At 70.5% G+C, this 26,726-nt stretch carries 18 protein-coding genes, 1 tRNA gene and 2 pseudogenes; 15 read left to right on the top strand and 6 right to left on the bottom strand.

Annotated elements, in window-relative coordinates; translation table 11 throughout:
- Positions 1-17 precede the first annotated feature (17 nt).
- Positions 18-1,217: a hypothetical protein gene (locus OHB01_RS08600; protein ID WP_328855192.1), complete on the bottom strand. Its 1,200-nt coding sequence runs from the start codon at positions 1,215-1,217 to the stop codon at positions 18-20.
- A 284-nt stretch (positions 1,218-1,501) separates the two neighbouring features.
- Between OHB01_RS08600 and OHB01_RS08595 the strand changes: the two genes are divergently transcribed.
- The 4 genes from OHB01_RS08595 (at position 1,502) to OHB01_RS08580 (ending at position 4,666) form a co-directional block, all read left to right on the top strand.
- Positions 1,502-2,017, top strand: a complete 516-nt coding sequence (locus OHB01_RS08595; protein WP_147943968.1) for an XF1762 family protein — start codon at positions 1,502-1,504, stop codon at positions 2,015-2,017.
- Positions 2,014-3,045, top strand: a complete 1,032-nt coding sequence (locus tag OHB01_RS08590; RefSeq protein WP_328855191.1) for a site-specific DNA-methyltransferase — start codon at positions 2,014-2,016, stop codon at positions 3,043-3,045. Before OHB01_RS08595 ends, OHB01_RS08590 begins: the two co-directional genes overlap by 4 nt.
- A gap of 536 nt (positions 3,046-3,581) precedes the next feature.
- A complete protein-coding gene (locus OHB01_RS08585; RefSeq protein WP_142652783.1) occupies positions 3,582-4,121 on the top strand; it encodes a winged helix-turn-helix domain-containing protein in 540 nt (179 codons plus the stop codon).
- Positions 4,031-4,666, top strand: coding sequence for a transposase (locus OHB01_RS08580; protein WP_147945461.1), 636 nt, complete (start codon positions 4,031-4,033; stop codon positions 4,664-4,666). The genes OHB01_RS08585 and OHB01_RS08580 overlap by 91 nt, the downstream gene beginning before the upstream one ends.
- Positions 4,667-4,672: 6 nt before the next feature.
- Here the strand turns inward: OHB01_RS08580 and OHB01_RS08575 are convergent.
- Positions 4,673-6,091 (bottom strand): annotated as a pseudogene (locus OHB01_RS08575) (IS1634 family transposase); the annotation flags it as partial.
- 169 nt (positions 6,092-6,260) lie between these two features.
- On the opposite strand from OHB01_RS08575, the pseudogene OHB01_RS39880 reads away from it, so the two are divergent.
- A pseudogene (locus OHB01_RS39880) lies at positions 6,261-7,208 on the top strand (recombinase family protein); the annotation flags it as partial.
- A gap of 684 nt (positions 7,209-7,892) precedes the next feature.
- Here OHB01_RS39880 and OHB01_RS08565 read toward each other — a convergent pair.
- Positions 7,893-7,978: transfer RNA gene (locus OHB01_RS08565), tRNA-Leu, on the bottom strand.
- A gap of 212 nt (positions 7,979-8,190) precedes the next feature.
- Between OHB01_RS08565 and OHB01_RS08560 the strand changes: the two genes are divergently transcribed.
- From OHB01_RS08560 to OHB01_RS08550, 3 genes are all read left to right on the top strand, one after another.
- A complete protein-coding gene (locus OHB01_RS08560; protein WP_328855190.1) occupies positions 8,191-9,486 on the top strand; it encodes a M20/M25/M40 family metallo-hydrolase in 1,296 nt (431 codons plus the stop codon).
- Between the two features lie 109 nt (positions 9,487-9,595).
- Positions 9,596-10,222 carry a hypothetical protein gene (locus tag OHB01_RS08555; RefSeq protein ID WP_142651892.1) on the top strand — a complete coding sequence of 209 codons (627 nt, stop codon included), beginning with the start codon at positions 9,596-9,598 and terminating at the stop codon, positions 10,220-10,222.
- 206 nt (positions 10,223-10,428) lie between these two features.
- Positions 10,429-12,504 carry a chaplin gene (locus tag OHB01_RS08550; protein WP_328855189.1) on the top strand — a complete coding sequence of 692 codons (2,076 nt, stop codon included), beginning with the start codon at positions 10,429-10,431 and terminating at the stop codon, positions 12,502-12,504.
- 332 nt (positions 12,505-12,836) lie between these two features.
- Here OHB01_RS08550 and OHB01_RS08545 read toward each other — a convergent pair whose 3' ends face one another.
- Positions 12,837-13,028 carry a DUF5703 family protein gene (locus OHB01_RS08545; RefSeq protein WP_205831154.1) on the bottom strand — a complete coding sequence of 64 codons (192 nt, stop codon included), beginning with the start codon at positions 13,026-13,028 and terminating at the stop codon, positions 12,837-12,839.
- Positions 13,029-13,290: 262 nt separating this feature from the next.
- Here OHB01_RS08545 and topA point away from each other — a divergent pair, with 262 nt between their 5' ends.
- The 5 genes from topA (at position 13,291) to OHB01_RS08520 (ending at position 22,318) form a co-directional block, all read left to right on the top strand.
- The gene (topA, locus tag OHB01_RS08540; RefSeq protein ID WP_260617532.1) at positions 13,291-15,966 is read left to right on the top strand and encodes a type I DNA topoisomerase; all 2,676 of its coding nucleotides are present in this window, start codon (positions 13,291-13,293) and stop codon (positions 15,964-15,966) included.
- Positions 15,967-16,469: 503 nt separating this feature from the next.
- Positions 16,470-17,804 (top strand): metallophosphoesterase, encoded by a 1,335-nt coding sequence (locus OHB01_RS08535; RefSeq protein ID WP_328710944.1) that lies wholly within the window; start codon positions 16,470-16,472, stop codon positions 17,802-17,804.
- A gap of 289 nt (positions 17,805-18,093) precedes the next feature.
- A complete protein-coding gene (tmk, locus tag OHB01_RS08530; RefSeq protein WP_142651889.1) occupies positions 18,094-20,157 on the top strand; it encodes a dTMP kinase in 2,064 nt (687 codons plus the stop codon).
- A 6-nt stretch (positions 20,158-20,163) separates the two neighbouring features.
- Positions 20,164-21,336: a DNA polymerase III subunit delta' gene (locus tag OHB01_RS08525; protein ID WP_142651888.1), complete on the top strand. Its 1,173-nt coding sequence runs from the start codon at positions 20,164-20,166 to the stop codon at positions 21,334-21,336.
- A 136-nt stretch (positions 21,337-21,472) separates the two neighbouring features.
- On the top strand, positions 21,473-22,318 hold the full coding sequence (locus OHB01_RS08520; protein WP_396691559.1) for a PSP1 domain-containing protein: 846 nt from the start codon (positions 21,473-21,475) through the stop codon (positions 22,316-22,318).
- Positions 22,319-22,335: 17 nt separating this feature from the next.
- Here the strand turns inward: OHB01_RS08520 and OHB01_RS08515 are convergent, their stop codons facing one another.
- The gene (locus tag OHB01_RS08515) at positions 22,336-23,214 is read right to left on the bottom strand and encodes an alpha/beta hydrolase (protein ID WP_328708921.1); all 879 of its coding nucleotides are present in this window, start codon (positions 23,212-23,214) and stop codon (positions 22,336-22,338) included.
- Positions 23,211-24,062 (bottom strand): MBL fold metallo-hydrolase, encoded by an 852-nt coding sequence (locus OHB01_RS08510; RefSeq protein ID WP_142651886.1) that lies wholly within the window; start codon positions 24,060-24,062, stop codon positions 23,211-23,213. Before OHB01_RS08510 ends, OHB01_RS08515 begins: the two co-directional genes overlap by 4 nt.
- An 84-nt stretch (positions 24,063-24,146) precedes the next feature.
- Between OHB01_RS08510 and OHB01_RS08505 the strand changes: the two genes are divergently transcribed.
- Together OHB01_RS08505 and OHB01_RS08500 are read left to right on the top strand one after the other, a co-directional pair.
- The gene (locus tag OHB01_RS08505) at positions 24,147-24,479 is read left to right on the top strand and encodes a winged helix-turn-helix transcriptional regulator (protein ID WP_142651885.1); all 333 of its coding nucleotides are present in this window, start codon (positions 24,147-24,149) and stop codon (positions 24,477-24,479) included.
- A 69-nt stretch (positions 24,480-24,548) separates the two neighbouring features.
- Positions 24,549-26,720 carry a helicase-associated domain-containing protein gene (locus OHB01_RS08500; RefSeq protein WP_328708923.1) on the top strand — a complete coding sequence of 724 codons (2,172 nt, stop codon included), beginning with the start codon at positions 24,549-24,551 and terminating at the stop codon, positions 26,718-26,720.
- Positions 26,721-26,726 lie beyond the last annotated feature (6 nt).

Below are 26,726 nucleotides of genomic sequence, written 5' to 3'. Positions count from 1 at the left end.
AATCGGGGTCATGGGGCTCACCCGCCTACGACGCGCTTGAGGATGCTCACGAACAGCGGGGCCAGGACGGCCAGCGCGTAGCCGAAGGCGGCAGCCTTCAACGCCGCCTTGGCCTTCTGGACCTCGCCGGGATCACCGCCCGCCACCAGGTAGCGGAGCCCGCCGAGGGTCAGCATCAGCGTGGCCAGCGTCGCCAGCAGGCCGATCAGCCAGTTCCGCAGGTTGGTGAAGACCGTGTTCAGGTCCGACGGAGCGGCGATGACCGACGAGGCCAGGGCGCTGGTCGCCGCGGCGGCAACGAACGGCACCGCGCCGGCCAGCATCGGCAGGACACGGAAACCGATCCGTGCCGCCCACTGCCGCAGCCGCCGGTACGGCAGCACATTCCAGCGGCGAGCGGCCGGGGCAGTGCCGCGAATGGCAGCAGACCGGGGACGGGAGGAAATCCGCGCGGAGCCAGGGGTAGTGTCCCTGCCTCCCTTCGGGTCGGTTGCGGTTGCTGCATCCGGAGTTCCCTGGCTCCGCGCGGAAGCCGTAGGCGCTTCCTCATCGGCTGAGGAAGCAGGGGGAGGGGGAGTCGCGGGGGACGGTTGCCGCAGCGGCATGCCGCCCAGCCGGGTCAGGAGGATCAGTTCGGCGTCCTGCTCGCTGAGCACGCCAAGGGCCACCGAGTCGGCCAGCACCAGCTCAGGACAGGGCAGGGGACGTTGGCGGGGAGGAGACTCCTCCGGCGGTTGCCGCCGCTCGGCCGCCGAGACGATGTGCCGGATGGCACGCTCGCCCGCGCACCGCGCTGCCTGGCACAGCCGAGACCGTACGTCCGCGGTGTCCAGGTCCAGGCGGCGCAGGGCACGCAGGTAGCCGCCCAGGATCTCGGAGTCGACGTCAGCCGGGTCCCCGTAGGGAAGGTCCCGGGTGAGCGCCGCGGCGATCATGCGCAGGATGGGCATCGCCATGCCGACGGCGGCGACCGTCCACGCTCCCTTACGCACCCGTGCTCGCGTCACCAGCTCCCGCCAGACGGCGTCACGCGTCTCGTCGCTGACATGCCGGCTGGTGAGCAGCATCCGCAGCTCCGCGAGGTTCACCTCGCCTCTGGGGAGGGCGGGGGCGAGCGTGGTGCAGTTCAGGGACAGCGCGCCCGGCCCTGTGGTCAGCAGCCGGAACGAGGTCTCCGCGGTGTCCAGCGGGGAACCGGTGACGGGATCGGTGCTCATGTCTTGCTCCAGTCCGAGAGGAATTCGTTGGTCTCGGAAACTGGTCTACGCACCGCCTCAGAATTTGCTCATAGCTGATTCAGAGTTTCGCCGCAGAGTTTCCGCATAACCCGCCGCTCGGGACCTCTGAGTTGTTCAGATTTGGCGCCTCCCGGCTCAGGGTCTGCTCTGAGGGATCGCTCTCTGAGGGTTCTCTGAGATGTTGGCTATCCCTGGTCATGTGCCTCGGACCGTCCTGCGGACCGATGGCGCACACATCCGGAGAAACGTGTCCCGACTAGACGATGGAAAGCAGGAATGACAAGAAGACAATCGCAAACGAGTGCGAGGGCCTGAACAGTCCGGAGCGTCTGGAGAATCAGCGGCTGGTGATTTCACCGGTGCCGATTCAGACCGCGCGGGCATTCATCGCCTGGACCCGGCATGACCCCGCTGCGTCGGCCGGTGCCGCGTTCGCTCTCGGTGCCCAGAGCGGTGACGGCACGCTCGTTGGTGTCGCGCTCATCGGCTGGCCCACCGCCTGGGTGTTCGACGACGGCGACACCGCCGAGGTCCTCGCCCTGGCCACCGACGGCACATCCGACGCCAGCCAAATGCTGCTCGGTGCCGCCTGGCCCCTGGTCCGCGAGATGGGTTACCGGCGCCTGATCGCCTACACCCGCATCGACGAACCTGGCACCCACTTGTGGGACGCCGGCTTCCGCATCGTCCCCAGGCCCCTCGGGTGGCAAGCCATCAGCCGAGCCGACGACGTCACCCGCGTCCTGTGGGCGATCCGGGCCGTCGGAGGCCGCCGATGAGCGGGCTGCGTGAGCCGTACTGGCGCGACGAGCATGCGGCGATCTACCACGGGGACGCGCGCGAGGTGCTGGCCGAGATGGCGGACGGTTCGGTGGACTGCATCGTCACCAGCCCGCCCTACTGGGGTCTCAGGAACTACTGCGAGGGCCAGTACGGGCAGGAGCCCACGCCGGAGGCGTACGTGGAGAACCTCCGGGCCACCTTCGCCGAGGCCCGCCGGGTGCTCGCCGACGACGGCACCTGCTGGCTGAACCTGGGGGACTGCTACGCGGCCAACTCCGACGGCTGGGCGCGGGGCAAGGACTACAACATCCGGCAGCCCGAGGTGCGGCCTAAGGCGCGGCTGGTCGTGCCGCCGAAGAACCTGCTCGGCATGCCGTGGCGGGTCGCCTTCGCCCTCCAGGAGGACGGCTGGATCCTCCACAACGCCATCGTGTGGAGCAAGCCCAATGCGATGCCGCAGTCCGTCCGCGACCGGATGTCCAACCGGTACGAGCTGATCTTCCTGCTCGTCAAGCAGCAGCGGTACTGGTTCGACCTCGATCCGGTCCGTCAGCCCTACACCGGCGACCGCCCGATCACCAGACGGGCACGCTCCGGGGGGAGCAAGGCGAACAGCATCACGACGGCCTGGCCGCCGCCCGGCAAGTACGGCAGCGACGGCGAGGACTCGGCCGGTACCCGCCACGGCGTTGCGATGCGGCCCACGGGTGCGCGGCATGCCGCCGCACACCCCAACGGCAGGAACCCTGGCGACGTCTGGTCGATCCCGACCCGGCCGCTGCGGGCGGCGCACTTCGGGGCATTCCCGATCGACATCCCGCTCAGGGCCATTGCCGCCGGCTGCCGCCCCGGCGGCACCGTGCTGGACCCGTTCACCGGCAGCGGCACCACCGGCATTGCCGCGCGGCAACTCGGGCGGAAGTTCGCCGGCATCGAGCTCAACGCCGACTACTGCCAGCTCGCCCGGACCCGGCTCCTCGCTGCCGCCGGCGCGGCAATCCCGGCAGGAGGCGAGGGTGACTGAACAGCCACAAAGGGCCTGCTCAGGGCCTCCGGAATCGGCTCTCCAGGCGTACCCTGCAGGCCCGGCCGACCGCGAGAAGAAGCCCAGATCGCGGACGACCGGGGCCAAGAGCAGGCGCGTCGTCACCGTGGTGTTGCCCGCCGAAACGCCACAGCTGACCGCAGGGGCGGCGCGAGTGCTCTTGCGCATCCTTCTGAAAAGCCACGCGGAGCTGACCAAGCGTCAGCGGGAAGAGAGGAATGCTGAATGATCCCGTTCGCCTTCTGGGGGCGAGTGTCCACGGAGGACAACCAGGATCCCGCCTCGTCGCGGAACTGGCAGCTGTCCCGGTCACGCGCACTGACCTGAGTTGGCTCAATTTAGTGCGCACCTTCGGGGCTGCGGATCCGCTTGAGGGCGTTGCGTAGGTCGGTGGGCAGAGGGTCGGCGGCGGTCAGGACGTGGTTGCCGGCTTGGATTCGGACGGTGCGATACGGAACTTAAATGGGTCTTGTCGGTGAGCTGACGAGGGCTGATCTGGTCTGTATGACCAGGGTGTGCGGTATGCCCAAGGCGGCGGCTTCACCCCCCAGGAGCAGCGGCGCCGCGAGGAGGTACGGCTGAGCGCAGCCGTGATGTTCGAGCAGGGGGTCACGAACGCGGCGTTAGCCCGGACGTTGCGGGTCACTCAGCGGTCGGTGGAGCGGTGGCGGCGCGCCTGGCGCGAGGGTGGCACGGCGGCGCTGGCCTCAGCAGGCCCGCACGCGCTGCCCCGGCTCAGCCCGGCGCAGTTCGCCCGGCTGGAGGCCGAGCTGGAACGCGGTCCGCTGGCGCACGGGTTCGCCGACCAGCGCTGGACGCTGATGCGGATCAAGACGCTGATCGGCAGGATGTTCCACCTCGGCTACACCGTTCAGGGGGTGTGGTACCTGCTGCGGCGTAACGGCTGGTCGTGCCAGCGCCCCGCCCGCCGGGCGATCGAGCGGGACGAGGCCGCGATCGAGGTGTGGAAGAAGGAGGTCTGGCCGCAGGTGGAAGATCCGCGGCGGCCGACGGCGCCTGGATCTGCTTCGAAGACGAAGCCGGTCAAGGGCTGAGGCCGCCTCGCGCACGAACGTGGGGCCGGCGCGGGCACACGCCGGTGGTACACGTCCGCGGGCGCGGAAGCGGACGGGTGAACATCGCCGCCCTGGTCTGCTACAAACCCGGCGAACGCTCCCGGCTGATCTACCGCCTGCACGTCTACCGCGGCCGCAAAGGCGAGCCCAAGACCTTCGGCTGGATGGACTACCGCGACCTGATCCTTCATGCCCACGCCCAGCTCGGCGCCCCGATCGTGCTGGTCTGGGACAACCTCAACCTGCACCTAGTGCCCGGGATGAAGACCTTCGCCGCCGAGCACGCCGACTGGCTCACCATCGTCCAGCTCCCCGCCTACGCCCCCGACCTCAACCCCACCGAGGGCATCTGGTCCCTGCTCAAACGCGGCGCCCTGGCCAACCTCGCCGCCGCCGACCTGCCCCAGCTCGTCCGCGTCATCAAGCGCGCCCTGAAGAAGATCCAGTACCGGGCCCACCTCATCGACGGATGCCTCCCACCGACCGGCCTGACCATGAGAACGGGAGGCGACATCACGAATTAAAGGTCAGTAGCGGCGGGTGGTGCGGACGAACTTCTTGATCGACCATCCGGTCCGTGCCTCGATCCACCGGCCGACCGCCAGGGCGGCGAACACGATCGTCAGGTGCGCGTCGATGGACTCGCGTTTGTGGTGGTAGATCGGCCGTGCTTTGAGGTCGTGCTTGCTCATCCGGAAGGACTTTTCGATCTCGAACAGCCGATGGTAGGAGCTGATGACGAACTCGGCGGTGATGGGCGTCCCGTCCGGGCAGGCGGCGAGATTGGTGATGTAGCCCTTGAGCCCGGCCAGGGCCTTGGCCTTGTCCACCAGCTCGGTGTTGACGCTCTTGGTAGCGCCGGACAGCCTGATGAACCGGTTGCGCTTGACCGGCGCCTGCCCGTCGACGGCGCGCTGGGCCTTGGCGACCTGCTCGTCGATGCCGCGCAGGGTGCGCCGGGCCCGCTCTGCCCGGTACTGGTAGTAGATCATCTGGTCGCGGCGGGGCCGGCTCGATCCCGACGGCCAGGGCTGGATGAAGATGTGCCCGTCGGGGATCGGGGTGCCGGGGTGCTCGCGCCGCCACTGCTTGACCACATACGGCACCTCGGGGATCTTCATGCCGAGGATGAACGACAGCCCAGCGGCTTCGATGGCCTGCTTGTTCGCCTCGGAGATCATCCCGGCGTCGGCCACGATCGTGACGTCCGGCAGGTGGTGGGCCGCCATGAACCCTTCGATCACCGGGAGCATGGTGTGGGTCTCGGCCTTGTTGCCCTCGAAGGCGGTCACCATGAGCGGGAACCCGGAGGAGTCGGTGAGCAGCCCGATCGTGATCTGCGGGTCCAGGCGGCGTTCCTTGGAAAAGCCCGGCTCGCGGAACCCATCCCCGGCGTCGGTCTCGAAGTACAAGGTTGACACGTCGTAGAGGACCAGGCTGGCCGGCCCGAGGCGGGTGTGGGCCGCGCATGCACCGGCCAGGGCCTGGCGCCACTGCGGTGCGGCGTAGTCCGGCAGGCGGCGCTTCACCGTGGCATACGACACCGCATCGATCCCGGCCTCGCCGAGCACGCGCAGGCTGTCGTGCTTGCTCGTCGGTTCGATCACCCGCGCGAGCACCAGCTGCCGGAACACCTCATCGCCCCCGGCCGCGGCAGCAAACCCCAGCGTGTCGTAGGCGCGGGACAGCGCGTCCCACAGGTGTTCCATCCGCGAGCTGACGATCTCCAGCGGCCCGCCCGCCATCGGCCCATCGTCCAGCCCCAGGTCCAGTTCCTGCTGGCCGGCGGCCAGCCGCTGACGCGCCACCGCCCTGAGCGTCTCCAACTCGGCGTCGTCGTGCGCCGACCCGATGTGCTCGATCTCCCGCGATCCGCGGCGGGAGGAGTAGACGATCTGCACCGCCCGGGCGCCTGAGGCCGTCTTCACCGTCCGCACGTACGGAGACACGGCCACCAGGGTAGAGACATGATCGATTTAGTGCGCACTTTTCGCCGTTCCCGACGGGGAACCACGAGGTCAACGCCTCGCGCTCAGCGACAATCTTGAAACGTGAGCCAAGTCAGGTGAAAAGCCACGCGGAGCTGACCAAGCGTCAGCGGGAAGAGAGGAATGCTGAATGATCCCGTTCGCCTTCTGGGGGCGAGTGTCCACGGAGGACAACCAGGATCCCGCCTCGTCGCGGAACTGGCAGCTGTCCCGGTCACGCGCACTGATCGAGCCACGCGGCGGCGTGATCGTCGCGGAGTTCTTCGACATCGACAAGTCGCGATCGATCCCGCCGCAGCGTAGGCCGCAGGCCGCGATCCTGCTCGACGAGCTGCGCAACCCCAACCGGGGGTTCGACGCCGTCGTGGTCGGTGAGCCCCAGCGAGCCTTCTACGGCAACCAGTTCGGCAACACCTTCGAGCTCTTCAACCACTACGGAGTGCCCCTGTGGGTGCCGGAGGTCGGCGGACCGATCGACCCGACCAACGAGGCTCACGAGCTGATCATGTTGATGTTCGGCGGGATCAGCAAGGGCGAGCGCAACCGGATCAAGATGCGCGTCCGCACCACCATGGAGGCACAGGCCAAGATCGAGGGGCGCTTCCTCGGGGGCCGCCCGCCGTACGGCTACCGCCTCGTGGACGTCGGGCCGCATCCCAATCCGAGCAAGGCCGCCGACGGCAAGCGCCTACGCCGGTTGGAGCCCGACCCGGCGACCGCTCCCATCGTGGGCCGAATTTTCTGGGAGTTCCTCCACGGTAAAGGGCTCTACCTGATCGCCGAAGGGCTCACCAAGGAGGGCATCCCGTGCCCCTCCGCCTACGACCGGGCCAGAAACCGCCATCGCAGCGGGATCGCCTGGTCGAAGTCGGCGGTACGGGCCATTCTCCTCAACCCCCGCTACACCGGCCGCCAGGTCTGGAACAAGCAGCGCAAGCAGGAAGAGCTGCTGGACGTGCACGACGTCACGCAGGGACACATCACCAAGCTCAAGTGGAATCCCGCCAGCCAGTGGGTCTGGTCCGAGAAGATTGTGCACGAGCCGATCGTGGACATCGAGACGTTCGAGCGGGCCCAGGCTCTGCTGTCCGCGGAGGAGCGGCCCGCGACGGAGCGGAAGCCGCGCAGGACACCGCGTCCGTACGTGCTCCGCGGCCTGCTGTACTGCTGCGTCTGCACGCGGCGGATGGAAGGCAGCTGGAACAACGGCAGGCCGCACTACCGGTGCAAGTTCCCGACCGAATACGCGGTGGCCAACAAGATCGACCACCCGCGCACGGTCTATGTCCGGGAGGACCAGATCCTCGACGAGTTGGACCCCTGGCTCTGCCGGATCTTCACACCAGCCAACCTTCAGCGGACGGTCGAGACCCTGCTCGATGTCCAGAACAGCGAGGCAGACCGCGTCGCCATCGATACAGCCAAGCGGACCATCGATGACTGCGACCGTCGGATGGCCCGCTACCGGACGACTCTGGACGCGGGTGGAGACCCCCAGGAGATCGGCAAGTGGATGGCCGAGACCCGAGCCGAGCGGCTGAAGGCAGAGGGCCAGCTACGGGCCATTACCAGGAAGAGGGAGATCAGTGAAAAGGAGATCGCAGAGATGATCCCTCGGTTGGCCGAGATGGCCAAGGTCATCAAGAAGGCGGACCCTGCCGACCGGAACGACCTCTATACGCAGATGGGCCTGCACCTCGTCTACGACCCCCTGGAGAGAGTGGTCGCAGTTGAGGCCAGGCCCAACATGTACCAGAGTGCGTGTCCGAGGGGGGACTTGAACCCCCATGCCCATCACTGGGCACTAGCACCTCAAGCTAGCGCGTCTGCCTATTCCGCCACCCGGACGTGGTGCCTCACGCAGGATCGCCATCCCGCGTCGGCTGATACAGGTTAGCACTCTCTGCGCCCTGCTTCATACCGGGAATCCGCTCCGGCGCGGTTCCCGGGAGCCCGGGGGTGAACGTCACCCCTGTACGGCGGCAGGATGGAGGCGCGAGCCGTACGACGGGAAAGGCGGGCCGGTCCCCGCATGGGCCTGCCCGGCAGGAGGAGGCGTAATGACCCCACGCTACGGGGAGGACGAGGTCGCGGAGCTGTGCCGCGACCTGATCCGCATCGACTCGGTCAACGCGGGGGACAACGCGGGGCCCGGGGAACGCGAGGCCGCGGAATACGTGGCCGGCAAGCTGGCGGAGGTCGGCCTGGAGCCGCGGATCCTCGAATCCGACCGCGGGCGGGCGAACGTGGTCGCCCGCGTCGAGGGCGCCGACCCGAGCAGGGACGCCCTCGTTCTCCACGGCCATCTGGACGTCGTGCCGTTCGACGCGGCCGACTGGACCCACCACCCGCTGAGCGGCGAGATCGCCGACGGCTGTGTCTGGGGCCGCGGCGCGGTCGACATGAAGGACATGGACGCGATGATCCTCGCCGTCGTACGGCGGCGCCTGAGCGAGGGGCGCAGGCCGCCCAGGGATGTCGTCCTCGTCTTCACCGCCGACGAGGAGGCCGGGGGCCACTACGGCGCCCAGTGGCTGGCGCAGCGGCATCCGGAGGTCTTCGAGGGCTGCACCGAGGCCATCGGCGAGGTGGGCGGCTTCAGCGTGACCACCGAGAAGGGCCGGCTCTACCTGATCGAGGCGGCGGAGAAGGGCATCGCCTGGATGCGCCTGACCGCCAGGGGCAGGGCCGGGCACGGCTCGATGCTCAACGACGACAACGCCGTGACCGAGCTCGCCGAGGCGGTCGGCCGGATCGGCCGTCACAAGTGGCCGGTGCGCCTCACCCCCACGGTGCAGGCGTTCTTCGAGGAGGTCTTCGGCAAGGAGGTCAAGGCGGAGGACGCGGAGGCGGCGGTGGCCACGCTCGGGCCGCTCGCCCGGATGATCGGCGCCACCCTCCGCAACACGACCAACCCGACCATGCTGCAGTCCGGATACAAGGCGAACGTGATCCCCCAGATCGCGACCGCGCACGTGGACGGCAGGTTCCTGCCGGGCTATGAGGACGAGTTCTTCCAGACCGTCGACGAGCTGCTCGGGCCCAACGTGACCAGGGAGTTCGTCTATCACGACGTGGCGGTCGAGACCCCCTTCAAGGGCACGCTGGTCAAGGCGATGGCCGACGCGCTGCAGGAGGAGGACCCCGGCTCGCGGGCCGTGCCGTACACGCTGAGCGGCGGCACCGACCTCAAGGCGTTCAGCCGCCTCGGCATCAGCGGGTACGGCTTCGCGCCGCTGCGGCTTCCCGAAGACTTGGACTTCTCCGGGATGTTCCATGGCGTCGACGAGCGGGTTCCGGTTGATTCTCTCCGGTTTGGCGTCCGGGTCCTTGACCGTTTCCTCGAATACTGCTGAGAAAGCTCTTGCGATCACGTGCCGTGCCGCTACAGTAACTCTCCGTTGGGGGTTGATCCGCACCGGATAGGCCCGGCGGACTGTTGACTCAGCGGTTTGGGGAGGTCGCGTGACGCGCACGTCGCAGGAACAGCGCAGGGCGGGCTCGCCCTCCGCCGTTCCCGGCGTGCGCGTCACGTCTCCCGGCTCTGCGAAGCGGGGCCGGATGGCGCGGTTCGCGGCCGGCTCCCGTCTGGGTCGCCTGTTGGTCGTCGGCGGGCTGATCGCCGCCGGATGGCTGCTCGGCCTGTTCTTCGGTGTCTTCGGCACGGCGATGTCCGTGGCCGGGACCACACCCTCACATGACGTCGCCGGGTCGGTTCTTCCCGATCGTCTCTCAGGTCCGGATCTCGGTCTGCCGCCCTCGCCGGGCGGGGCCGGGTCCCACGGGAAGATCACCGACGGTTTCCCCACGGTGGCGCACGACGTCTCGGTGAACGCCGAGGCGATGGCGGGGCGCACGGTCGACGGGCTCACCAGCCAGTCGAAGCCGCTGCTCCCCCCACCCTCCACCGCGGACCACGCGCCCGCAGACCAGGGCCTGGTCCCGCAGTCGAGCGGTGGAAGCATCCTGTTCGGGGATGTCGCGCGGGAAGTGTTCGAACCGCGCTTCACCAAGCTGCCCGCCCCTCTGGCGGCGGTTGTTCCCCCGGTTGTCCGCACAGCGGCGGACGACCCGTCTTTCTCTCCTGACTGATCCCGCTTCAGCGCCGGTCCCCGTCGTACGGCGACCGGTGCCACCGCCTGCCCTCGCTCGTGGTGCCCGGGCGGCAGGCTCCCGCGGGTGACGCGGAATTTCCCATCCTCGTGACCGTCCTACGGCTCCGCTGTGCTCATGCGGCCCGGACTCGCGTCACGAGCTGTCAGGTAACCCCCTAAGAAGAACCACTAGGAGCATTCATCATGCGAACGTGGGCGAAGGGCTCGACCTCCGCGGCGTTTCTGGCCGCCGGCGTCATGGCCCTTGGCAGCGGTACGGCTCTCGCCGACACCGACGGCAGTCACTCGGTGCTCGGCGGCAACCAGATCGACATACCGGTGACCCTGCCGATCGACATCAGCGGCAACGCGGTGGCCGTCATCGGCCAGTCACGGGCCTCCTCCCAGGGCGGCGCGGTCGTGCAGGGCGCGGGCGTGGGCGCCGGAGAGAACAAGACCTCCGGAGCGGGCAGCATCCTCGGCGGCAACCAGGTCGAAGCGCCGATCAACATCCCGGTCAACGCCTGCGGCAACGCGGTGTCGGTCATCGGCAAGTCGGACGCGAGCTGCCGTGGCGGCGCGGCCGTCAAGAGCCCGGGACGGCGCGGTAACGCGGGCGGCAACCGCACCAGCGGTGTGCACAGCATCGGGGGCGGCAACCAGGTCGTCGCGCCGATCACCGCTCCGATCAACCTGTGCGGCAACTCGATCGCCGTCTTCGGCAACGCCACCGCCGGATGCCGCGGCGGCGCCTTCGTCGGCGGCGGCCGTGACGTCGTCCGCGCCGGCGGCAACCGCACCAGCGGACACGGCTCGATCCTGGGCGGCAACCAGGTCGTCGCGCCGATCACCGCTCCGATCAACGTCTGCGGCAACTCCGTCGCGGCCATCGGCAAGGCGTTCTCGGGCTGCACCGGAGGCTCGTCCGTGGGCGGCTCCGGCGGCAAGGGCGGCCACGGGGGCAAGGGTGGTCACGGCCACGGAGGCAAGGGCGGCCACGGCCACGGCGGGTACGGCGGTCACAACGGGGGCGGTCACAACGGGGGCGGTCACAAGGGAGGCGGTCACTGGAACCGTCCCGGATCGACCGGCCACGACACCGACGGCCGCTACGCCGTGGGCGGCGGCACCCAGGTGATCTCGCCGATCATCACGCCGATCGACGTCTGCGGCAACGGCTCGGGCAGCTGCAAGGGCGGCCACGGCCACGGGGGCAAGGGCGGTCACTGGGGCAAGGGCGGCCACGGCGGCTGGTCCGGCGGAGGCGCGGGCGGCAACCGCACCAGCGGTGTGCACAGCATCGGGGGCGGCAACCAGGTCGTCGCGCCGATCACGGTGCCGATCAACGTCTGCGGCAACGCCATCGCGATCGCGGGCGACGCCTTCGCGGGCTGCCGCGGCGGCGCGACGATCGTCGGCGGCTGGAGCAAGCACGGCGTCCGGGGCGCGGGCGGCAACGTCACGTCCGGCCACGGCTCGATCCTGGGCGGCAACCAGGTCGTCGCGCCGATCACCGCTCCGATCAACGTCTGCGGCAACGCGGTGGCCGTCATCGGCAAGTCCCACGCGGGCTGCCAGGGCGGCGCCTCGGTCCTCGGCGGCGGCGCCGGGGCGGGCGGCAACATCACCTCGGGCCGGCACGGGATCCTCGCGGGCAACCAGATCGTCGCCCCGATCACCGCTCCGATCAACATCTGCGGCAACTCGGTGGCCGTGCTCGGCGACGCCGCCGCGGGGTGCCTCGGCGGCGCCCAGGTGGGCGGCGGCTGGAAGCGTCACGGCTCCGGGGGCTTCCCGCAGCACAAGGCCGCCCGCGCCGGGGTCATGCCCGCCATGCCGGGCGCGTCGGTGCTGTCGGGCAAGCAGACGGTGCAGCCGATGAGCGCCGCCGCCACCCCGACCGCTCCCGTCGTCGGCGACCTGCCGAACATGCTGGGCCTGCCGGAGACGCCGAGCCTGCCCGTCGTCTCCGACGCCAAGGGCAAGAAGGCCGGCAGCACCCCCGCGGCCGTCTCCAAGGTCGGCGGCACGCTCGACGGCGCGACCCGCTCGCTGCCCGCCGCCAAGACGCTGGAGGACGCGACGCGCGGCCTCCCGACCGGCGACCTCGGCAAGAGCACCGACGGCCTGCTGCCGCTCAACCTGATGAGCGCCGAGCAGCCCGTCGGCCTGACCGGGATGAACCCGGCGTCGCTCCTCGCTCTGGCCCTCGGCGCCATGTTCGCCGCCTCGGCGAGCCTGTTCGCCGTCACCCGCCGCTTCCGGTTCGGCCGCAAGTAGTCGTACGGCCGCGCGTGACGGCTCGGAACGCCTCCGGCGGCGACGGCCGTACGGAGCGATCGGGCGGCGCGCGGCTGACGGAGGCGAGGGATATCACTCGCCCGCGCCGGGGAGCGTCTGCCAGACGCTTCCGGCGCGGGCGACCAGGACGCCCCCCACCACCAGTGGAGGAGGCATGATCGCTTTGCCCGTTCCGGGGGCGCGGCCCGGGGCGGGCAAAGCCCTTTTGTCCGGTACTGTTTCAAGACAGATGGGAGCACTTACGGCCATGACTGCAACGAGATTGCGGATGAGCAAAGCCGTTTTGACCGTGGCGTCCGCGGCACCTGGGGTCACATGGTCCGTGCGGCCCGTATGATCTTCCGACGCAGCCGGACGCGCCTGCTGCCGTCGGGATAAAGGCGTAACCGCTCCAGCTCCCAATCTCCGTGCTCGGCATGCTCCGTGAGCATCTGCCTCGCCGCCTCGCGAGGGGTGTCCCGAGGGAGATACAGGTCCAGATAGGAGTAGTCGAGCACTGCCATTGGTCTCCGGGGCGTGCTAGGGAACTCGTTGGGCTCTATTCTGCGTCTCCGTGGATAACAGCGCCAGGCGGGTTACATTCCCGGACATAACCGGGTAGCCCGAGGGGGAGGAACGTGCGGCGGCAGGTACCTTCAAAGCGGCGCCTCGTCGGCGCCCCCAGGGGGTAGGAGCCTCCGGCCCGGACGACGAGGGTGTCATGAGCCGGGAGTACGAAGCCCGGCAGCACGGGGAATGACAGCGGACAGCGAGGTAGGAAGCAGCGTGCCAGCCAACAACGGCAACGCCGGCGGAACCCGCCTGGTGATCGTGGAATCGCCCGCGAAGGCGAAGACGATCGCCGGGTACCTCGGGCGCGGCTACATCGTCGAGTCGAGCATCGGCCACATCCGCGATCTTCCGGAGAAGGCCGATGACATCCCGGAGAAGTACAAGGAGGAGGCCTGGGCCCGCCTCGGGGTGAACGTCGACCACGAGTTCGAGCCGCTCTACGTCGTTAACCCGGACAAGAAGTCGCAGGTGTCCAAGCTCAAGCAGCTCCTCAAGGAAGCCGACGAGCTCTACCTCGCGACCGACGAGGACCGGGAGGGCGAGGCCATCGCGTGGCACCTCCGCGAGGTGCTGAAGCCCAAGATCCCCGTGCACCGCATGGTGTTCCACGAGATCACCCCGCACGCGATCAGGGACGCGGTCTCCAACCCCCGTGACCTGAACCTCCGTCTGGTCGACGCCCAGGAGACCCGGCGCATCCTCGACCGCCTGTACGGCTACGAGGTCAGCCCGGTCCTGTGGAAGAAGGTCAAGCCGCGGCTTTCCGCCGGTCGTGTTCAGTCGGTCGCGACCCGGCTGGTGGTGGAGCGCGAGCGCGAGCGGATGGCGTTCACGGCCGCCAACTACTGGGATCTTCAGGCGCTGTTCGACACCGGCCGGGCGGGCGACGACCCCCGGACGTTCTCCGCGACGCTGACCGGCGTGGACGGCAGGCGCGTGGCCCAGGGCCGCGACTTCGCCTCCACCGGCAAGCTGAAGAGCTCCGACGTCCTCCACCTCGACGAGGCCGCCGCGACGGCCCTCGCCGGCCGGCTGGAGGGCGTGGATTACGCCGTGCGGTCGGTCGAGCGCAAGCCGTACACGCGCAAGCCGTACGCGCCGTTCCGGACGACCACGCTGCAGCAGGAGGCGAGCCGCAAGCTGGGCTTCTCCGCCAAATACACGATGCAGGTGGCCCAGCGGCTCTACGAGAACGGCTACATCACCTACATGCGAACCGACAGCATCACGCTGTCGGAGACCGCCGTCGCCGCCGCCCGCAGCCAGGCGATCAAGCTGTACGGCTCGGCGTACGTGCCGGACAAGCCGCGCGTATACACCAGCAAGGTGAAGAACGCCCAGGAGGCGCACGAGGCCATCCGGCCGTCCGGCGAGGAGTTCCGCACGCCGGGTGAGACCGGCCTGTCCGGGGACATGTTCCGGCTGTACGAGCTGATCTGGCAGCGTACGGTCGCGTCCCAGATGAAGGACGCGGTCGGCGAGTCGGTGTCGGTCAAGGTCGGCGGCACGTCCAGCGCCGGAGAGAACGTCGAGTTCAGCGCCACCGGCCGGACGATCACCTTCCACGGCTTCCTCAAGGCGTACGTCGAGGGCGCGGACGACCCCTCGACCGACCGGGACGACTCGGAGAAGCGCCTGCCGGCGCTGGCCGAGGGCGACCGGCTCACGGCGGCCGAGCTGAGCGCGCTCGGGCACTCGACCAAGCCGCCCGCGCGCTACACCGAGGCGTCGCTGGTCAAGGAGCTGGAAGACCGGGAGATCGGGCGTCCGTCGACGTACGCGTCGATCATCGGAACGATCCTCGACCGGGGCTACGTGTTCAAGAAGGGCACCGCCCTGGTGCCGTCGTTCCTGGCGTTCGCCGTGGTCAACCTGCTCGAACAGCACTTCGGCAACCTGGTCGACTACGACTTCACGGCCGAGATGGAGAAGGTCCTCGACGACATCGCCAACAACCGCGCCGAGCGGGTGCCCGAGCTGCGCCGCTTCTACTTCGGCGGCGAGGACGGCGACGAGGGCCTGAAGGAGATGGTCACCGACCTCAACGAGATCGACGCCAAGGAGATCAGCTCGTTCCCGATCAAGGGGACGGACATCGTGATCAGGGTCGGCCGCTACGGGCCCTACCTCGACCGCGACGGCGCCCGGGTGAACATCCCGGAGGACATGGCGCCGGACGAGCTGACCGCCGAGAAGGCCGAGGAGCTGTTCTCGCGTCCGAGCGGCGACCGCGAGCTGGGCGTCGACCCCGCGACCGGCCGGAAGATCGTGGCCAAGGACGGCCGTTATGGCCCGTACGTCACGGAGATCCTGCCCGAGGAGCCGGCGCCGGAGGACGGCAAGAAGCGGACGAAGAAGGCGGACGCTCCCAAGCCGCGGACCAGCTCGCTGTTCAAGTCGATGGACCTGGACACGATCACGCTGGAGCAGGCGCTGAAGCTGCTCCAGCTTCCGCGGGTCGTCGGCGAGATCGACGGCGAGGAGGTGACCGCGCAGAACGGCAAGTTCGGGCCCTACATCAAGAAGGGCACCGACTCGCGGTCGCTGCCGTCCGAGGAGGACCTGCTGACGATCACGATCGAGCAGGCCAAGGAGCTGTTCGCGCAGCCGAAGGCCCGCGGGCGTGGCCGTGCCGCCGCCGCGCCGCCCCTTCGTGAGCTGGGCGAGGACCCGAACTCCAAGAAGCCGGTCGTGGTGAAGGAGGGCCGCTTCGGTCCGTACGTCACCGACGGCGAGACCAACGCGTCCCTGCGCAAGGGCGACACGGTCGAGGACATCACGCTGGAGCGGGCGGCGGAGCTGCTGGCCGAACGGCGGGAGCGGGCACCTGCCCCCAAGCGCACGACCCGGGCCAGGACCACCACGAAGAAGCCCGCAGCGAAGTCCTGACCGGTTTTCCACTGATCCCGGTTCTCCACTGACCGAGGGTCTTCGCCGGTCGCCTGTCACCGCGAACCGCGCTCCCATCAGGGGCGCGGTTCGCGCGTTCTCTGCTGCGGTGGCACGTGCGGTGGCTGATGCCGTCGCACGTGCCGTGGTGAGCGGGGTGGGTTGCCCGGGCGCGGTGGCGGGCACCCCGCTCAGGTGCGCTCGCGCGTGATGGCACTGCCCTGAGCGCGGTGTGAGGTTCCCCGCCCGGGCGAGGTCCCGGGCGAGGTCCCGGGCGGGGTGTCCTGCCTGGACGAGGCCGCGCGCGCCCTTCCCGCAGGCGGTGGCCTGCCCAGGGACCGTCACAGGCGCGGTGGCCTGCCCCGGCGGGGCTTCGCGAGTTGTCCACAGATGGAGCCCGGCTGTGGACAACGGACGCGGCTGTCGCTGCGAGCTCATAGCATCGTCGTCAGCCGGCCCTTGATCGCCGCCGGTCGAGGGGAGTTCTCGTGGGGTTCGTGGGCATGATTCTGGTGGCCGTCGTGGTCGTGCACGCCTACCTGTGGCGGAGGCTGGTCAGGGCGTCGACGACGCCGGGATCACGTTCGCGCCGGGTGCTGACGTGGGCGCTCGTGGTCCTCGCCGCCCTGATGGTGGTGACCTTTGGCGGGAGCCGGCTCGGCCTCGGCATGGACGTGGAGCGGGTCGTGGCCTGGCCCGGTTATCTGTGGCTGGCCGTCATGTTCTACCTGTTCGTGTTGGGCCTGGTGATGGAGGTGCCCCGGGCGGTCGCGACGTTCGTCGTGTCCAGGCGCCGCCGTACGGCCGAAGCCGCCGTTCCGGCCGAGCGGGCCGATGGAGAGGCGGCACCCGTGGACGAGGCGGTCCTGGCGGTGCCGGTGGACGAGGTGGTCCTCGCCGGTGCGGCGGCAGGGGGAGGCGCCGCCGCTCAGGGCACGGCCACGACCGGCAGGCCGGTGGCGGAGGGGGCCGAGGCGGACCCGCCGGCGCTCGACCGGCGGCTGTTCATCTCCCGTACGGCCTCCGCGGTCGTGGCCGTGGGAGCGCTCGCGACCGTCGGCTATGGCGTGAGCGAGGCCCTCGGCGATCCGGTGATCGAGCGGGTGCCGATCCGCCTGCCCCGGCTCGATCCCCGGATGAGCGGGCTGCGCATCGCGGTCGTCAGCGACATCCATCTCGGCCCGCTGACCGGCCGGGGGCACACCGAGCGAATCGTCCGGATGATCAACGGCCTGGAGGCCGACGCGGTGACGATCGTGGGCGACCTGGTGGACGGCACGGTCGCCGAGCTCGGTCATCTGGCCACGCCGCTCAAGTCCCTCGAATCCCGCTATGGCGCATATTTCGTGACCGGCAATCACGAGTACTACACCGCCGAGGGCCCCCAGGAATGGATCGAGGAGTTGCGCTCGCTGGGCGTCCGGCCGCTGCGCAACGAGCGGGTCGAGATCCGGCACGGGGGAGCCGTGCTTGACCTCGCGGGCGTCAACGACCTCAACGGCGTGCCGTCCGGCGACGGCCCGGATCTCGACAAGGCGCTCGGAGGCCGCGACGCGAACCGGCCCGTGGTGCTCATGGCCCATCAGCCCGTCCAGGTGACGCAGGCCGCCGCGCACGGCGTCGATCTCCAGCTGTCCGGGCACACCCACGGTGGCCAGATGGCGCCGTTCAACCTGCTCGTTCCGCTGCAGCAGCCCGTGGTGTCGGGGCTGGCGAGCGTGCCGCGCGCGGGCGGCGGCCAGACCCAGGTGTACGTGACACGAGGGGCGGGCTTCTGGGGGCCGCCGGTCCGCGTGGGCGCGCCCCCCGAGATCACCCTCATCGAGCTACACGCCTGACCGCGCCGGACCCCGGAGGCGGCAGCGGACAGATCGTTGGGGCCGCCTCGCCGAGCTGCCGACCGGCCGCGCCGGATCCGCGGAAGCGGGACCGATCACGGGGTTGGCGTCCTCTCGCTGAGCTGCCCGGCTGACCGCGCCGGGGCATCGGAAGTGGAACCGGATAGAGCATTGGGCCCATCTCGACAGCGAGGACGAGGCGGACGTAATACCCTCAGGCGACGGGCAGGCCCCAGCGGCCCGCTCGTCCGCATCCCAAGCCCAGCGAGCACCTGGATACGCTGACATCATGAGCACCCCTGGCCGGGCCGCCGCGCGACGCAAGCAGCCGCACGTGCTGGCGAACGCGTCGTTCCGCAGGCTGTGGACGGCGATGGCGACGTGCAGCCTCGGTGACTGGCTCAACATCATCGCGCTGACCGCTCTGGCCGGAAACCTGACCGCGGGGTCCGGTTTCCAGGCGCAGAGCCTCGCCATCGGCGGCGTCTTCGTCGCCAAGATGTTGCCCGCGATCCTGCTCGGCCCGCTCGCGGGAGCGGTCGCCGACCGGTTCGACCGCAGGCTGACGATGGTCGTCGCCGACCTCGCCAGGTTCGCGGTGGTGCTGTCGATCCCACTGGTCGGCAACTACCAGTGGGTGATCATCGCGACGTTCCTGGTCGAGTGCGTGAACCTCTTCTGGGTGCCCGCCAAGGACGCGACGGTGCCCAACCTCGTGCCCAAGGAGCGGCTGGAGGAGGCCAACCAGCTCAACCTCCTGGTGACGTACGGCACCGCTCCCGTGGCGGCGGCGCTGTTCGCGATCGTGTCGGGCGTGGTCACGACGATCTCGGCCGCCGCGCCCTCGTTCGACGTCGCGGCCACCAGCGTGGCGCTGTACGCCAACGCGCTGGCCTATCTCGCCTCCGCCGTGATGGTCTTCACGCTGCGGGCGATTCCGAACAACCACACCAGGCACGTGTCCACACCCTCGGTGCTGCGGCAGATCACCGAAGGGTGGCGGTTCGTCGGCGGCAACCGCGTCGTACGCGGCCTGATCATCGGCATGCTCGGGGCGTTCGCCGCCGGGGGCGCCGTCATCGGCGTCGCCAAGGCGTACGTGCAGACCCTGGGCGGCGGTGACGCGGGCTACGGCGCGGTGTTCTGCGCCGTCTTCCTCGGCATGGCGTTCGGCATGTTCTTCGGCCTGCGGCTGCTGAAGGGCCTGTCGAGGCGGCGGCTGTTCGGGTTGTCGATCGTGCTCGCGGGGCTGACGCTGGCCGCCGTCGCGCTGATCCAGAACCTGGTGATCGTGGTCGTGCTGACCGTCGTGCTGGGCGCCTGCGCCGGCATCGCCTGGATCATCGGCTACACCGTGATCGGCCTGGAGGTGGAGGACGGGCTGCGCGGCCGCACGTTCTCCTTCCTGCAGTCGCTCGCCCGGGTGGTGCTGCTGCTGGTCGTGGCGGTGGCATCGACGCTGGCCGCGCTGTTCGGCACGCACGACCTCGGGCTCGCCGGGATCAGCTACCACTTCGACGGCACCAACCTCGTGCTGCTGCTGGGCGCGCTGCTGGCGGTCGCCGTCGGGGTGGTCGCGCTGCGGCACATGGACGACCGGCCGGGAATCCCCATCACGGTCGACCTGCTGACCGCCCTGCGCGGGCAGCGGTTCGAGCCGGAGGAGACGGACCCCGAGCGTGGTCTGTTCATCGCGTTCGAAGGCGGCGAGGGCTCTGGCAAGACCACCCAGTCGCGGCTGCTCGCGATCTGGCTGCGTGATCAGGGCTTCGACGTCGTGCAGACCCGCGAGCCGGGCTCGACCAAGGTCGGCATGCGGTTGCGGGCGATCCTGCTCGACGCCGCCCATCAGGGCCTGTCTCCACGGGCCGAGGCGATGCTGTACGCCGCCGACCGGGCCGAGCACGTGGAGAAGGTCATCAGGCCTGCCCTGCGGCGCGGCTCGACGGTGATCTCCGACAGGTACGTGGACTCGTCGCTCGCCTACCAGGGCGCCGGGCGGTCGCTCGACCCGGAGGACGTCGCGAGGATCAACAGGTGGGCGACGGGCGGCCTCGTCCCCGACCTGACCGTGCTGATCGACGTGCCGCCCGCCGTCGGGCTGCGGCGGATGGCCTCGCCCGCCGACCGCATCGAGGCCGAGCCGCTGGAGTTCCACGAGCGGGTGCGGCGCGAGTTCCGGGCGCTGGCGGCGGCCGACCCCGACCGCTATCTCGTGGTGGACGGCACGCTGGACCAGCGGGAGGTGACGCGCCTGATCCAGGACCGGGTGCGGGAGATCCTCCCTGACCCGGTGCCGCAGGAGGCCGAGGAGGCCACCGGCACGATGCCCGCCATCCGCGACTTCGGGTAGCCGCGCATGACCGTCTTCGGGGACCTGATCGGGCAGGACCGGGCGATCGACGTGATGCGTCGGGCCGCGTCGGCCGCCGCCGACGTCATCGCCGGAGGCCGCGGCGCGGGCATGACGCACGCCTGGCTGTTCACCGGGCCGGCCCTGCGGTCCGCGGCCGCCACGGCGTTCGCGGCCTCGCTGCTCTGCCCCGACCAGGGCTGCGGCCACTGTGACGACTGCCATCAGGTCGAGGTCGGCTCGCACCCGGACGTCACGTTCGTCCGGCCCGAGGGCCTGTCGTACAGCGTGCGGCAGACCCGCGAGCTCGTGCTCAAGGCGGCGGGGGCGCCCACGCTCGGCCGCTGGCGGATCGTGCTGTTCGATGACGCCGACCGGGTGACGGAGGCGGCGGCCAACGCGCTGCTCAAGGCCATCGAGGAACCACCGCCGCGGACCGTGTGGCTGCTGTGCGCGCCCTCACCGGACGACATGATCATCACGATCCGCTCGCGCTGCCGGGTCGTGACGCTGGGCACGCCCTCCACCGAGGCGGTCGCGAACGTCCTGGTGACCCGCGACGGGGTGCCCCACGACGTGGCGCTCGACGCCGCGCGGGCGGCCCAGGGCGACATCGGCCGGGCGCGGCGGCTCGCGCTGGACGAGGAGGTCCGACGCCGGCGCGACGACGTGCTGTCGATCCCCCGGTCGCTGACCGGGGTGGCGGAGTGCATCACCGCCGCCGAGCGGCTGGTGAAGACCTCCACCGAGGACGCCGACGCGGCCACGACCGCGCTGAACGAGGTCGAGACGGCCGAGCTGCGCAAGGTCTACGGCGAGGGCTCGTCCGGTAAGGGGCTCAACAAGGGCCTCGTGCGGGGCGGCGCGGGCGCGCTCAAGGAGCTCGAGACCATGCAGAAATCGCGGGCGACCCGCATCAAGCGCGACTCCCTCGACCTCGCGCTGCTCGAACTCGTGGCGTTCTACCGTGACGTGCTGGCTGTGCAGTTCGGGGCCTCCGTCGAGCTGGCCAACGAGGACCGCAGGCACGAGGTGGAGGCCGTCGCACGGGCGTCCACCCCCGAGCAGACGCTCCGCCGTACGGACGCGATCATGAAGTGCCGGGAGCGGCTGGCGGCCAACGTGAACCCGCAGATCGCGGTCGAGGCCATGACCCTCGCGCTCCGCTCGCCCGCGTAGGTGCGCGGGCGACCCGGGGCTCCCGGTCCGGCTGTGGTTGTCCACAGGCGATGATTGCCGGTGCCGTACGGCACGTATGGTGGGTTCGGACGCGTTAGCCGTACGGATCGAGGAGGGCCGGCGCTTGGGCATGATGATGGCCGTGAGCTTCACCCGTTACGGACGGCTCTACTACCTCGATCCGGGCGGCCACTCGCCCAAGGTCGGCGACAAGGTCCTCGTGCCGACCGACTCCGGGCCCGAGGTCGCCGAGTGCGTGTGGGCGCCGCAATACGTGAGCGAGGACGTCGAGGGTCTGCCCGTCTGCCAGGGCATCGCGGCCGAGGAGCACCTGACCCGTGACGAGACCAACCGCCGCCGCAGGGCGGAGGCACGCAGCGTGTCCAAGCGCCTCATCAAACGGCACGAGCTGCCGATGAAGGTTGTCGGCGTCGACTACCTGGACGCCGACAACGTCTACACCGTGTATTTCTCCGCGCCTCACCGGGTCGACTTCCGGGCGCTCGTGCGCGACCTGGCCCGCAACCTGCGTGCCCGGGTGGAGCTGCGCCAGATCGGCCCCCGTGACGAGGCCAGGCTGCAGGGCGGCATCGGCCCCTGCGGGCGCGACCTGTGCTGCGCGACGTTCCTCAAGGACTTCGAGCCGGTCTCGGTGCGGATGGCCAAAGACCAGGACCTCCCGGTCAACCCGCTCAGGATCGCGGGCGCCTGCGGCCGGCTGATGTGCTGCCTGAAGTACGAGCACCCGCTCTATCAGGAGTTCCGGGCGTCGGCGCCGCGCACCGGCCTCGCGGTGGACACCCCGCAGGGCCCCGGCACCGTGGTGGGCCACAACGTGCCGTCCGACTCCGTCATCGTCCGCCTCAACGAGGGCGGCCGCCGCTGCGCCTGCTCCAAGGCCAGCGTCTGCGCCCCGCGCAAGCAGCATGACGCGATGTACGGCGACGCCGAGGTGGTGGCCGAGAGCGACCCGAGCGCCTGACACGGCGGGCCTCGCTGTCACAGGTGCCGATGCAGGAAGTCCGCCGTCGCCTCGGCGGCGCGCGTGACATGCGGCTCCACGTCGTACAGGTCGATGTGCTCGCGGCAGTCGAGCCAGAGCGTCTCCTTCTTTCCCGGGCTGCGCTGGATGAGGGTCTCCGCCAGCTCGGGCGCGCAGTACGCGTCGACCCGTCCGTGGACGACGAGCAGCGGCGTGGCGGCGAGCAGTGGCGCCGCGCCGAGTGCGTCGAACGTCATCAGCGAATGGAGCGACCCCCAGGTCACCCGGTTGTCCCAATGCGGTGAGGCGGAGCGGGAGGTGCCGTAGTAGGCGTACGGCTCGTCACCGGGCATCGCGGCCTCACCGCCGCCGGGCGCCACCGCGGGCAGATACTCGTCGTAGCGGTCGAGGAAACGCGCGAGCGCGGTCCGGTAGGCGTCGGCGCCCATCTGCTCGGCGAACCAGGCCGGGCTGTTGTAGGCGCCGGCGATTCCGGCGACCGCCTTCACCCGTGGGTCGGTGGCGGCCGCCCGCACCGCGTACCCGCCGCCGAGGCACACCCCGACGAGGCCGATCCGGTCCGGGGCGACCTCGGCCCGGCGGGCGAGCAGGCTCACCGCGGCGCGCAGGTCGGCGAGCTTGCCCGCGCTGTCCTCGTGCCCTCGGCGCCCTCCGCTCTCGCCGAACCCCCGATGGTCGAAGGCCAGGGTGACCAGGCCCGCCCGGGCGAGCCGCTCCGCGTACATGCCCGTGACCTGTTCCTTCACTCCGGTGAAGGGCCCGGTGAGGGCGACGGCGGGCGAGGGTTCGCGCCGTTCGGGCACCCTGAGCTCTCCGACGAGCTCGACACCGGCCGCCGGGAAGGCGACCCGCTCGGTCCGCACCGTGGTCGTCATCGTCCGGCCTCCCCAGACGTGGTGGCCAGGGTGGACAGTTCGGCGGCCACCGCGTCGGCGCCCAGGCCGATGAGCCACTCCAGGGGCGCGTCCGGCAGGAAGCCCGTCATCACCGTGGTCAGCTCCTGCTTCTGCCGATCCGTCAGCGGGGCGCCGTCCCCGGCGAGCCGCCGTACGACCTCCCGGTAGAGCAGCAGGTATCGCCGTTGCCGGAGGAACATGCCGGTGTCGCTCGGGGAGCCGTGGCCCGGGTAGAGGACCAGGCCGTCCAACTCGTCGATGACGCGGTCGAGGACGTGCAGCCAGGCCGTGGAGTGTCCGTCCGCGGTGTAGGGGTGCGTCCCGCCGAACGCCAGGTCGCCCGTGAAGGCCACCCGTTCGCCGCCCGCCTCCACCAGGACATAGGAGTCGGCATGGCTCTCCGCCGGCCCAAGGTCACGCACTTGGACCCGCAGGCCGGCGACCTCGATGATGTCCCCGTCCTTCAGCAGGTGGTCGGGCACCCGATATCGGTCGGGCCACTCGTCGCCGTACACCGGCTGCCACTGCTCCCGCTTGGGCACGGCGATCCGCTCGATCGTCTCCGCCACCGCGACCGAGGCGTGCACCGGCACGTCCTCGTCCACCACGTACGGCAGGCCGTTGAAGTGGTCGGGGTGTGCGTGGGTGACGAACGCTCCGAGCAGCGGCTTGCGGAGCGCGGCCAGGCGCGCCGCGAGTGCCCGGGCGTCGGAGACGAGCAGGTTGCCGTCCACGAGGACCACCCCCTCGGCCGTCTCCAGCAGATAGCTGTTGGCGAACAGGCCCGGCTCCGCCGCCGTGTAGGTGTGGATGACGAGATCGCTCATGCTTGAGAAGCTAGGCGTGCCGGATTCTTCGGGCCAGAAGGCACTTTGCGGTGCCCATCAGTCAGGCGTACGGAGGAGGGCCGTATGGATCCCGTGATTCCCGACACGCTGGAGGAGAGCTGCGCCACGCGGCAGGCCCTTGAGCGGTTCGCGGCGAAGTGGCGGGTGCTGGTGATCTACGCCCTGCTGGCCGGCCCCCAGAGGCACAGCCGGCTGCGCCGGCGGCTGCCCGGCATCACGCAGAAGGTGCTGACCGAGACGCTGCGCGGCCTGGAGAAGGACGGCATGGTCGAACGGCGGGTCATCAAGGACACGGCGCCCCAGCATGTGGAGTACGCGCTGACCGACCTGGGGCGTACGCTGCGCGAACCGCTGGGCGCCATCTGCGCCTGGGCGCTGGAGCACGCCCGCGGATAGCCGCCGCCATCCATATATGGACCGCCGAGACCGGCCCGGCCGCCGTACGCGGCGTAATACGCTGCGGTGATGAGCACTCGGCAGCGCCTGGCGTCATGGCTGAAGACGAAGTCGCCAGAGGACCGGAGGCTGATCCTCGCCCGGGTCGGGTTCACCACAGACGACGACGTGACTCCGCAGGACCTCGCCCGGCTGCTGCTGCAGCCGCGTGCGGCGCTCGCGCTCGCGCGGTTCTGCACCCGTCCCCAGCATCAGGCCCTGTCGGCCGTCGCGTGGCTGGCGGCGCAGCGCCACGGGCCGCTGCTCGACCTCTGGCATGACGGGGACCCGGTGACGAGGGCCGTGCCCCGCGCCGACGTGCTCGACCTGTTAGCCGGAGACGATCCCGCCCTGCGGGACCACGCGGCCGCCACTTTGGACGCGCTCGCCGACATGGCGTTGGTGCTTCCACCGCACGCCGACCATGTGATCGTGTCCACGGGCGTCCACGCGCACCTCGCCGAGACGGCGGGGCTGGGCCGCCCGGCGGCGGAGCTCATCGGGCTTCACTTCAACGCTCCGGAGGTCCACGCGATCGCCGAGGCCCTGGGATTCCCGAAGGCCAGGACGCGGGAGGACGCGGAGCGCAACGTGCTCGACCTGCTCACCGACCAGGAGCGGGTGCGGGCCCTGCTCGCGCAGGCCCCCGCGAGCGCCCGGCAGTGGCTGCTGGAGATCATCGGGAGCGGATCGCGGGTGCTCACCCACGCCTATCAGGCGCGCGGCGTCTTCGGTTATCACCAGGTGCTGAAGTACGCCTTCCGGCCGGGAGGCTCCGGCGACCCGGACACCGACTGGCTGGCCGCGCGCGGCCTCCTCCTGCCCGCCGGGCTGGACGACACGGCGGAGGTGCCGATCGAGGTCGCCGTGGCCGTTCTCGGCGAGTTGCGTGTGCCGTTCACGCCGGAGCCGCCGCGGCCTCCGTCCGGCCTTCCCGACGCCGTCGGCGCCGATGGTTCCGCCCAGGCGGCCGCCACGGCCGCGCTGTCCCAGATCGAGCGGGTGCTCGCCGCGTGCGCCGGCCAGCCTCCCGCCCTGCGCAAGGCCGGCGGCCTGGCGGTCCGCGACACCAGGCGGATCGCCAAGGCGGCCGGTGTGGCCGAGGAGGTCGCCCGGCTCTGGCTCGATCTGGCGATGCAGGCCGGGCTGCTCGGCCTGCACGCCGAGCCGGTGCAGCGGCCGAAGGGCCATCGCGGCAAGCTGCCGGATCCGGTCGTGAGCCTGCTACCGAAGCCGGAGTACGACGACTGGCTGCAGCGGTCTCCCGCCGAGCGGCTGACGCCGATCATCGCCACCTGGGCGACCATCCCCGCCGTCTACACGTTCTGGCCCGAGGAGGCCGGGACGCCGGTCGCCATCATCGAGCCCGACGATCCGTACGCGGTCGGGATCAGGAGCGCCGTCCTCGACGCGCTCGCCGCGCTTCCCCCGGGCAAGGGCGTCTCCGCCGACGGCCTGCCGTACGTGACGGAACGGGCGGCCTGGCATCGCCCGCTCCACTTCGCGGAGTCGGGGGCGGACGACGACCTGGTAAGCGCCGTGCTGCGCGAGGCCGAGCTGCTCGGCGTGGTCGCCGGGGGCGCCCTCACCGGCGTCGGCCGTGCCGTACGCGATCTGCTGCTCAGCGGTGCGGCGTGGACGTCGCCGGAGCCCGCGCTGACCGCCGCCCTGACGGCCATGCTCCCGCCCGCGCAGGCCACCGCCTTCTTCCAGGCCGACCTGACGGCCGTGGTGCGCGGGATGCCCGGCCCGGAGCTCGCCGAGCTGCTCGACGACGTCGCCGACCGCGAGTCGGAGGGGCACGCCGTGGTCTGGCGCTTCTCCGGCTCGACCGTACGCCGGGCCTTCGACCGCGGGCACGAGGCCGACGCCCTGCTCGCGCGGCTCGCCGAGGTGGCCGAGGCGCCCCTGCCGCAGCCGCTGAAATATCTGATCAAGGACACCGCCCGTACGCACGGGCGTGTCCGGGTGGTGCGCTCCGGGTGCTGCCTGCGTTCCGACGACGAAGCGCTCGTCGAGGAGCTCGCCCGCTCCGCGGCGCTGCGTACGCTGGGCCTGCGCAAGATCGCCCCGACGGTGCTGATCAGCGCGCGGGGCGAGGAGGAGACCCTGGCCCGGTTGCGCGCCGCGGGCTACACCCCGGCGCTGGAGTCCGAGACCGGGGCGGCGATCGTCGAGAGGGCCGCCCGCCGGCGCGCGTGACGTGCG

Origin of the sequence: Microbispora hainanensis (assembly GCF_036186745.1) — a bacterium.
In the GTDB taxonomy this organism is placed as follows: Bacteria; Actinomycetota; Actinomycetes; order Streptosporangiales; family Streptosporangiaceae; genus Microbispora.
This window is presented reverse-complemented; position numbering and strand designations above follow the sequence as displayed.

Coding starts and splice junctions, on each gene's coding strand:
- OHB01_RS08590 (WP_328855191.1), top strand. CDS start 2,014: ATGAGCGGGCTGCGTGAGCCGTACTGGCGCGACGAGCATGCGGCGATC.
- OHB01_RS08520 (WP_396691559.1), top strand. CDS start 21,473: ATGGCCGTGAGCTTCACCCGTTACGGACGGCTCTACTACCTCGATCCG.
- OHB01_RS08505 (WP_142651885.1), top strand. CDS start 24,147: ATGGATCCCGTGATTCCCGACACGCTGGAGGAGAGCTGCGCCACGCGG.
- OHB01_RS08550 (WP_328855189.1), top strand. CDS start 10,429: ATGCGAACGTGGGCGAAGGGCTCGACCTCCGCGGCGTTTCTGGCCGCC.
- OHB01_RS08600 (WP_328855192.1), bottom strand. CDS start 1,217: ATGAGCACCGATCCCGTCACCGGTTCCCCGCTGGACACCGCGGAGACC.
- OHB01_RS08560 (WP_328855190.1), top strand. CDS start 8,191: ATGACCCCACGCTACGGGGAGGACGAGGTCGCGGAGCTGTGCCGCGAC.
- OHB01_RS08525 (WP_142651888.1), top strand. CDS start 20,164: ATGACCGTCTTCGGGGACCTGATCGGGCAGGACCGGGCGATCGACGTG.
- OHB01_RS08510 (WP_142651886.1), bottom strand. CDS start 24,062: ATGAGCGATCTCGTCATCCACACCTACACGGCGGCGGAGCCGGGCCTG.
- OHB01_RS08500 (WP_328708923.1), top strand. CDS start 24,549: ATGAGCACTCGGCAGCGCCTGGCGTCATGGCTGAAGACGAAGTCGCCA.
- tmk (WP_142651889.1), top strand. CDS start 18,094: ATGAGCACCCCTGGCCGGGCCGCCGCGCGACGCAAGCAGCCGCACGTG.
- OHB01_RS08595 (WP_147943968.1), top strand. CDS start 1,502: ATGGAAAGCAGGAATGACAAGAAGACAATCGCAAACGAGTGCGAGGGC.
- OHB01_RS08535 (WP_328710944.1), top strand. CDS start 16,470: ATGATTCTGGTGGCCGTCGTGGTCGTGCACGCCTACCTGTGGCGGAGG.
- OHB01_RS08515 (WP_328708921.1), bottom strand. CDS start 23,214: ATGACGACCACGGTGCGGACCGAGCGGGTCGCCTTCCCGGCGGCCGGT.
- OHB01_RS08545 (WP_205831154.1), bottom strand. CDS start 13,028: ATGGCAGTGCTCGACTACTCCTATCTGGACCTGTATCTCCCTCGGGAC.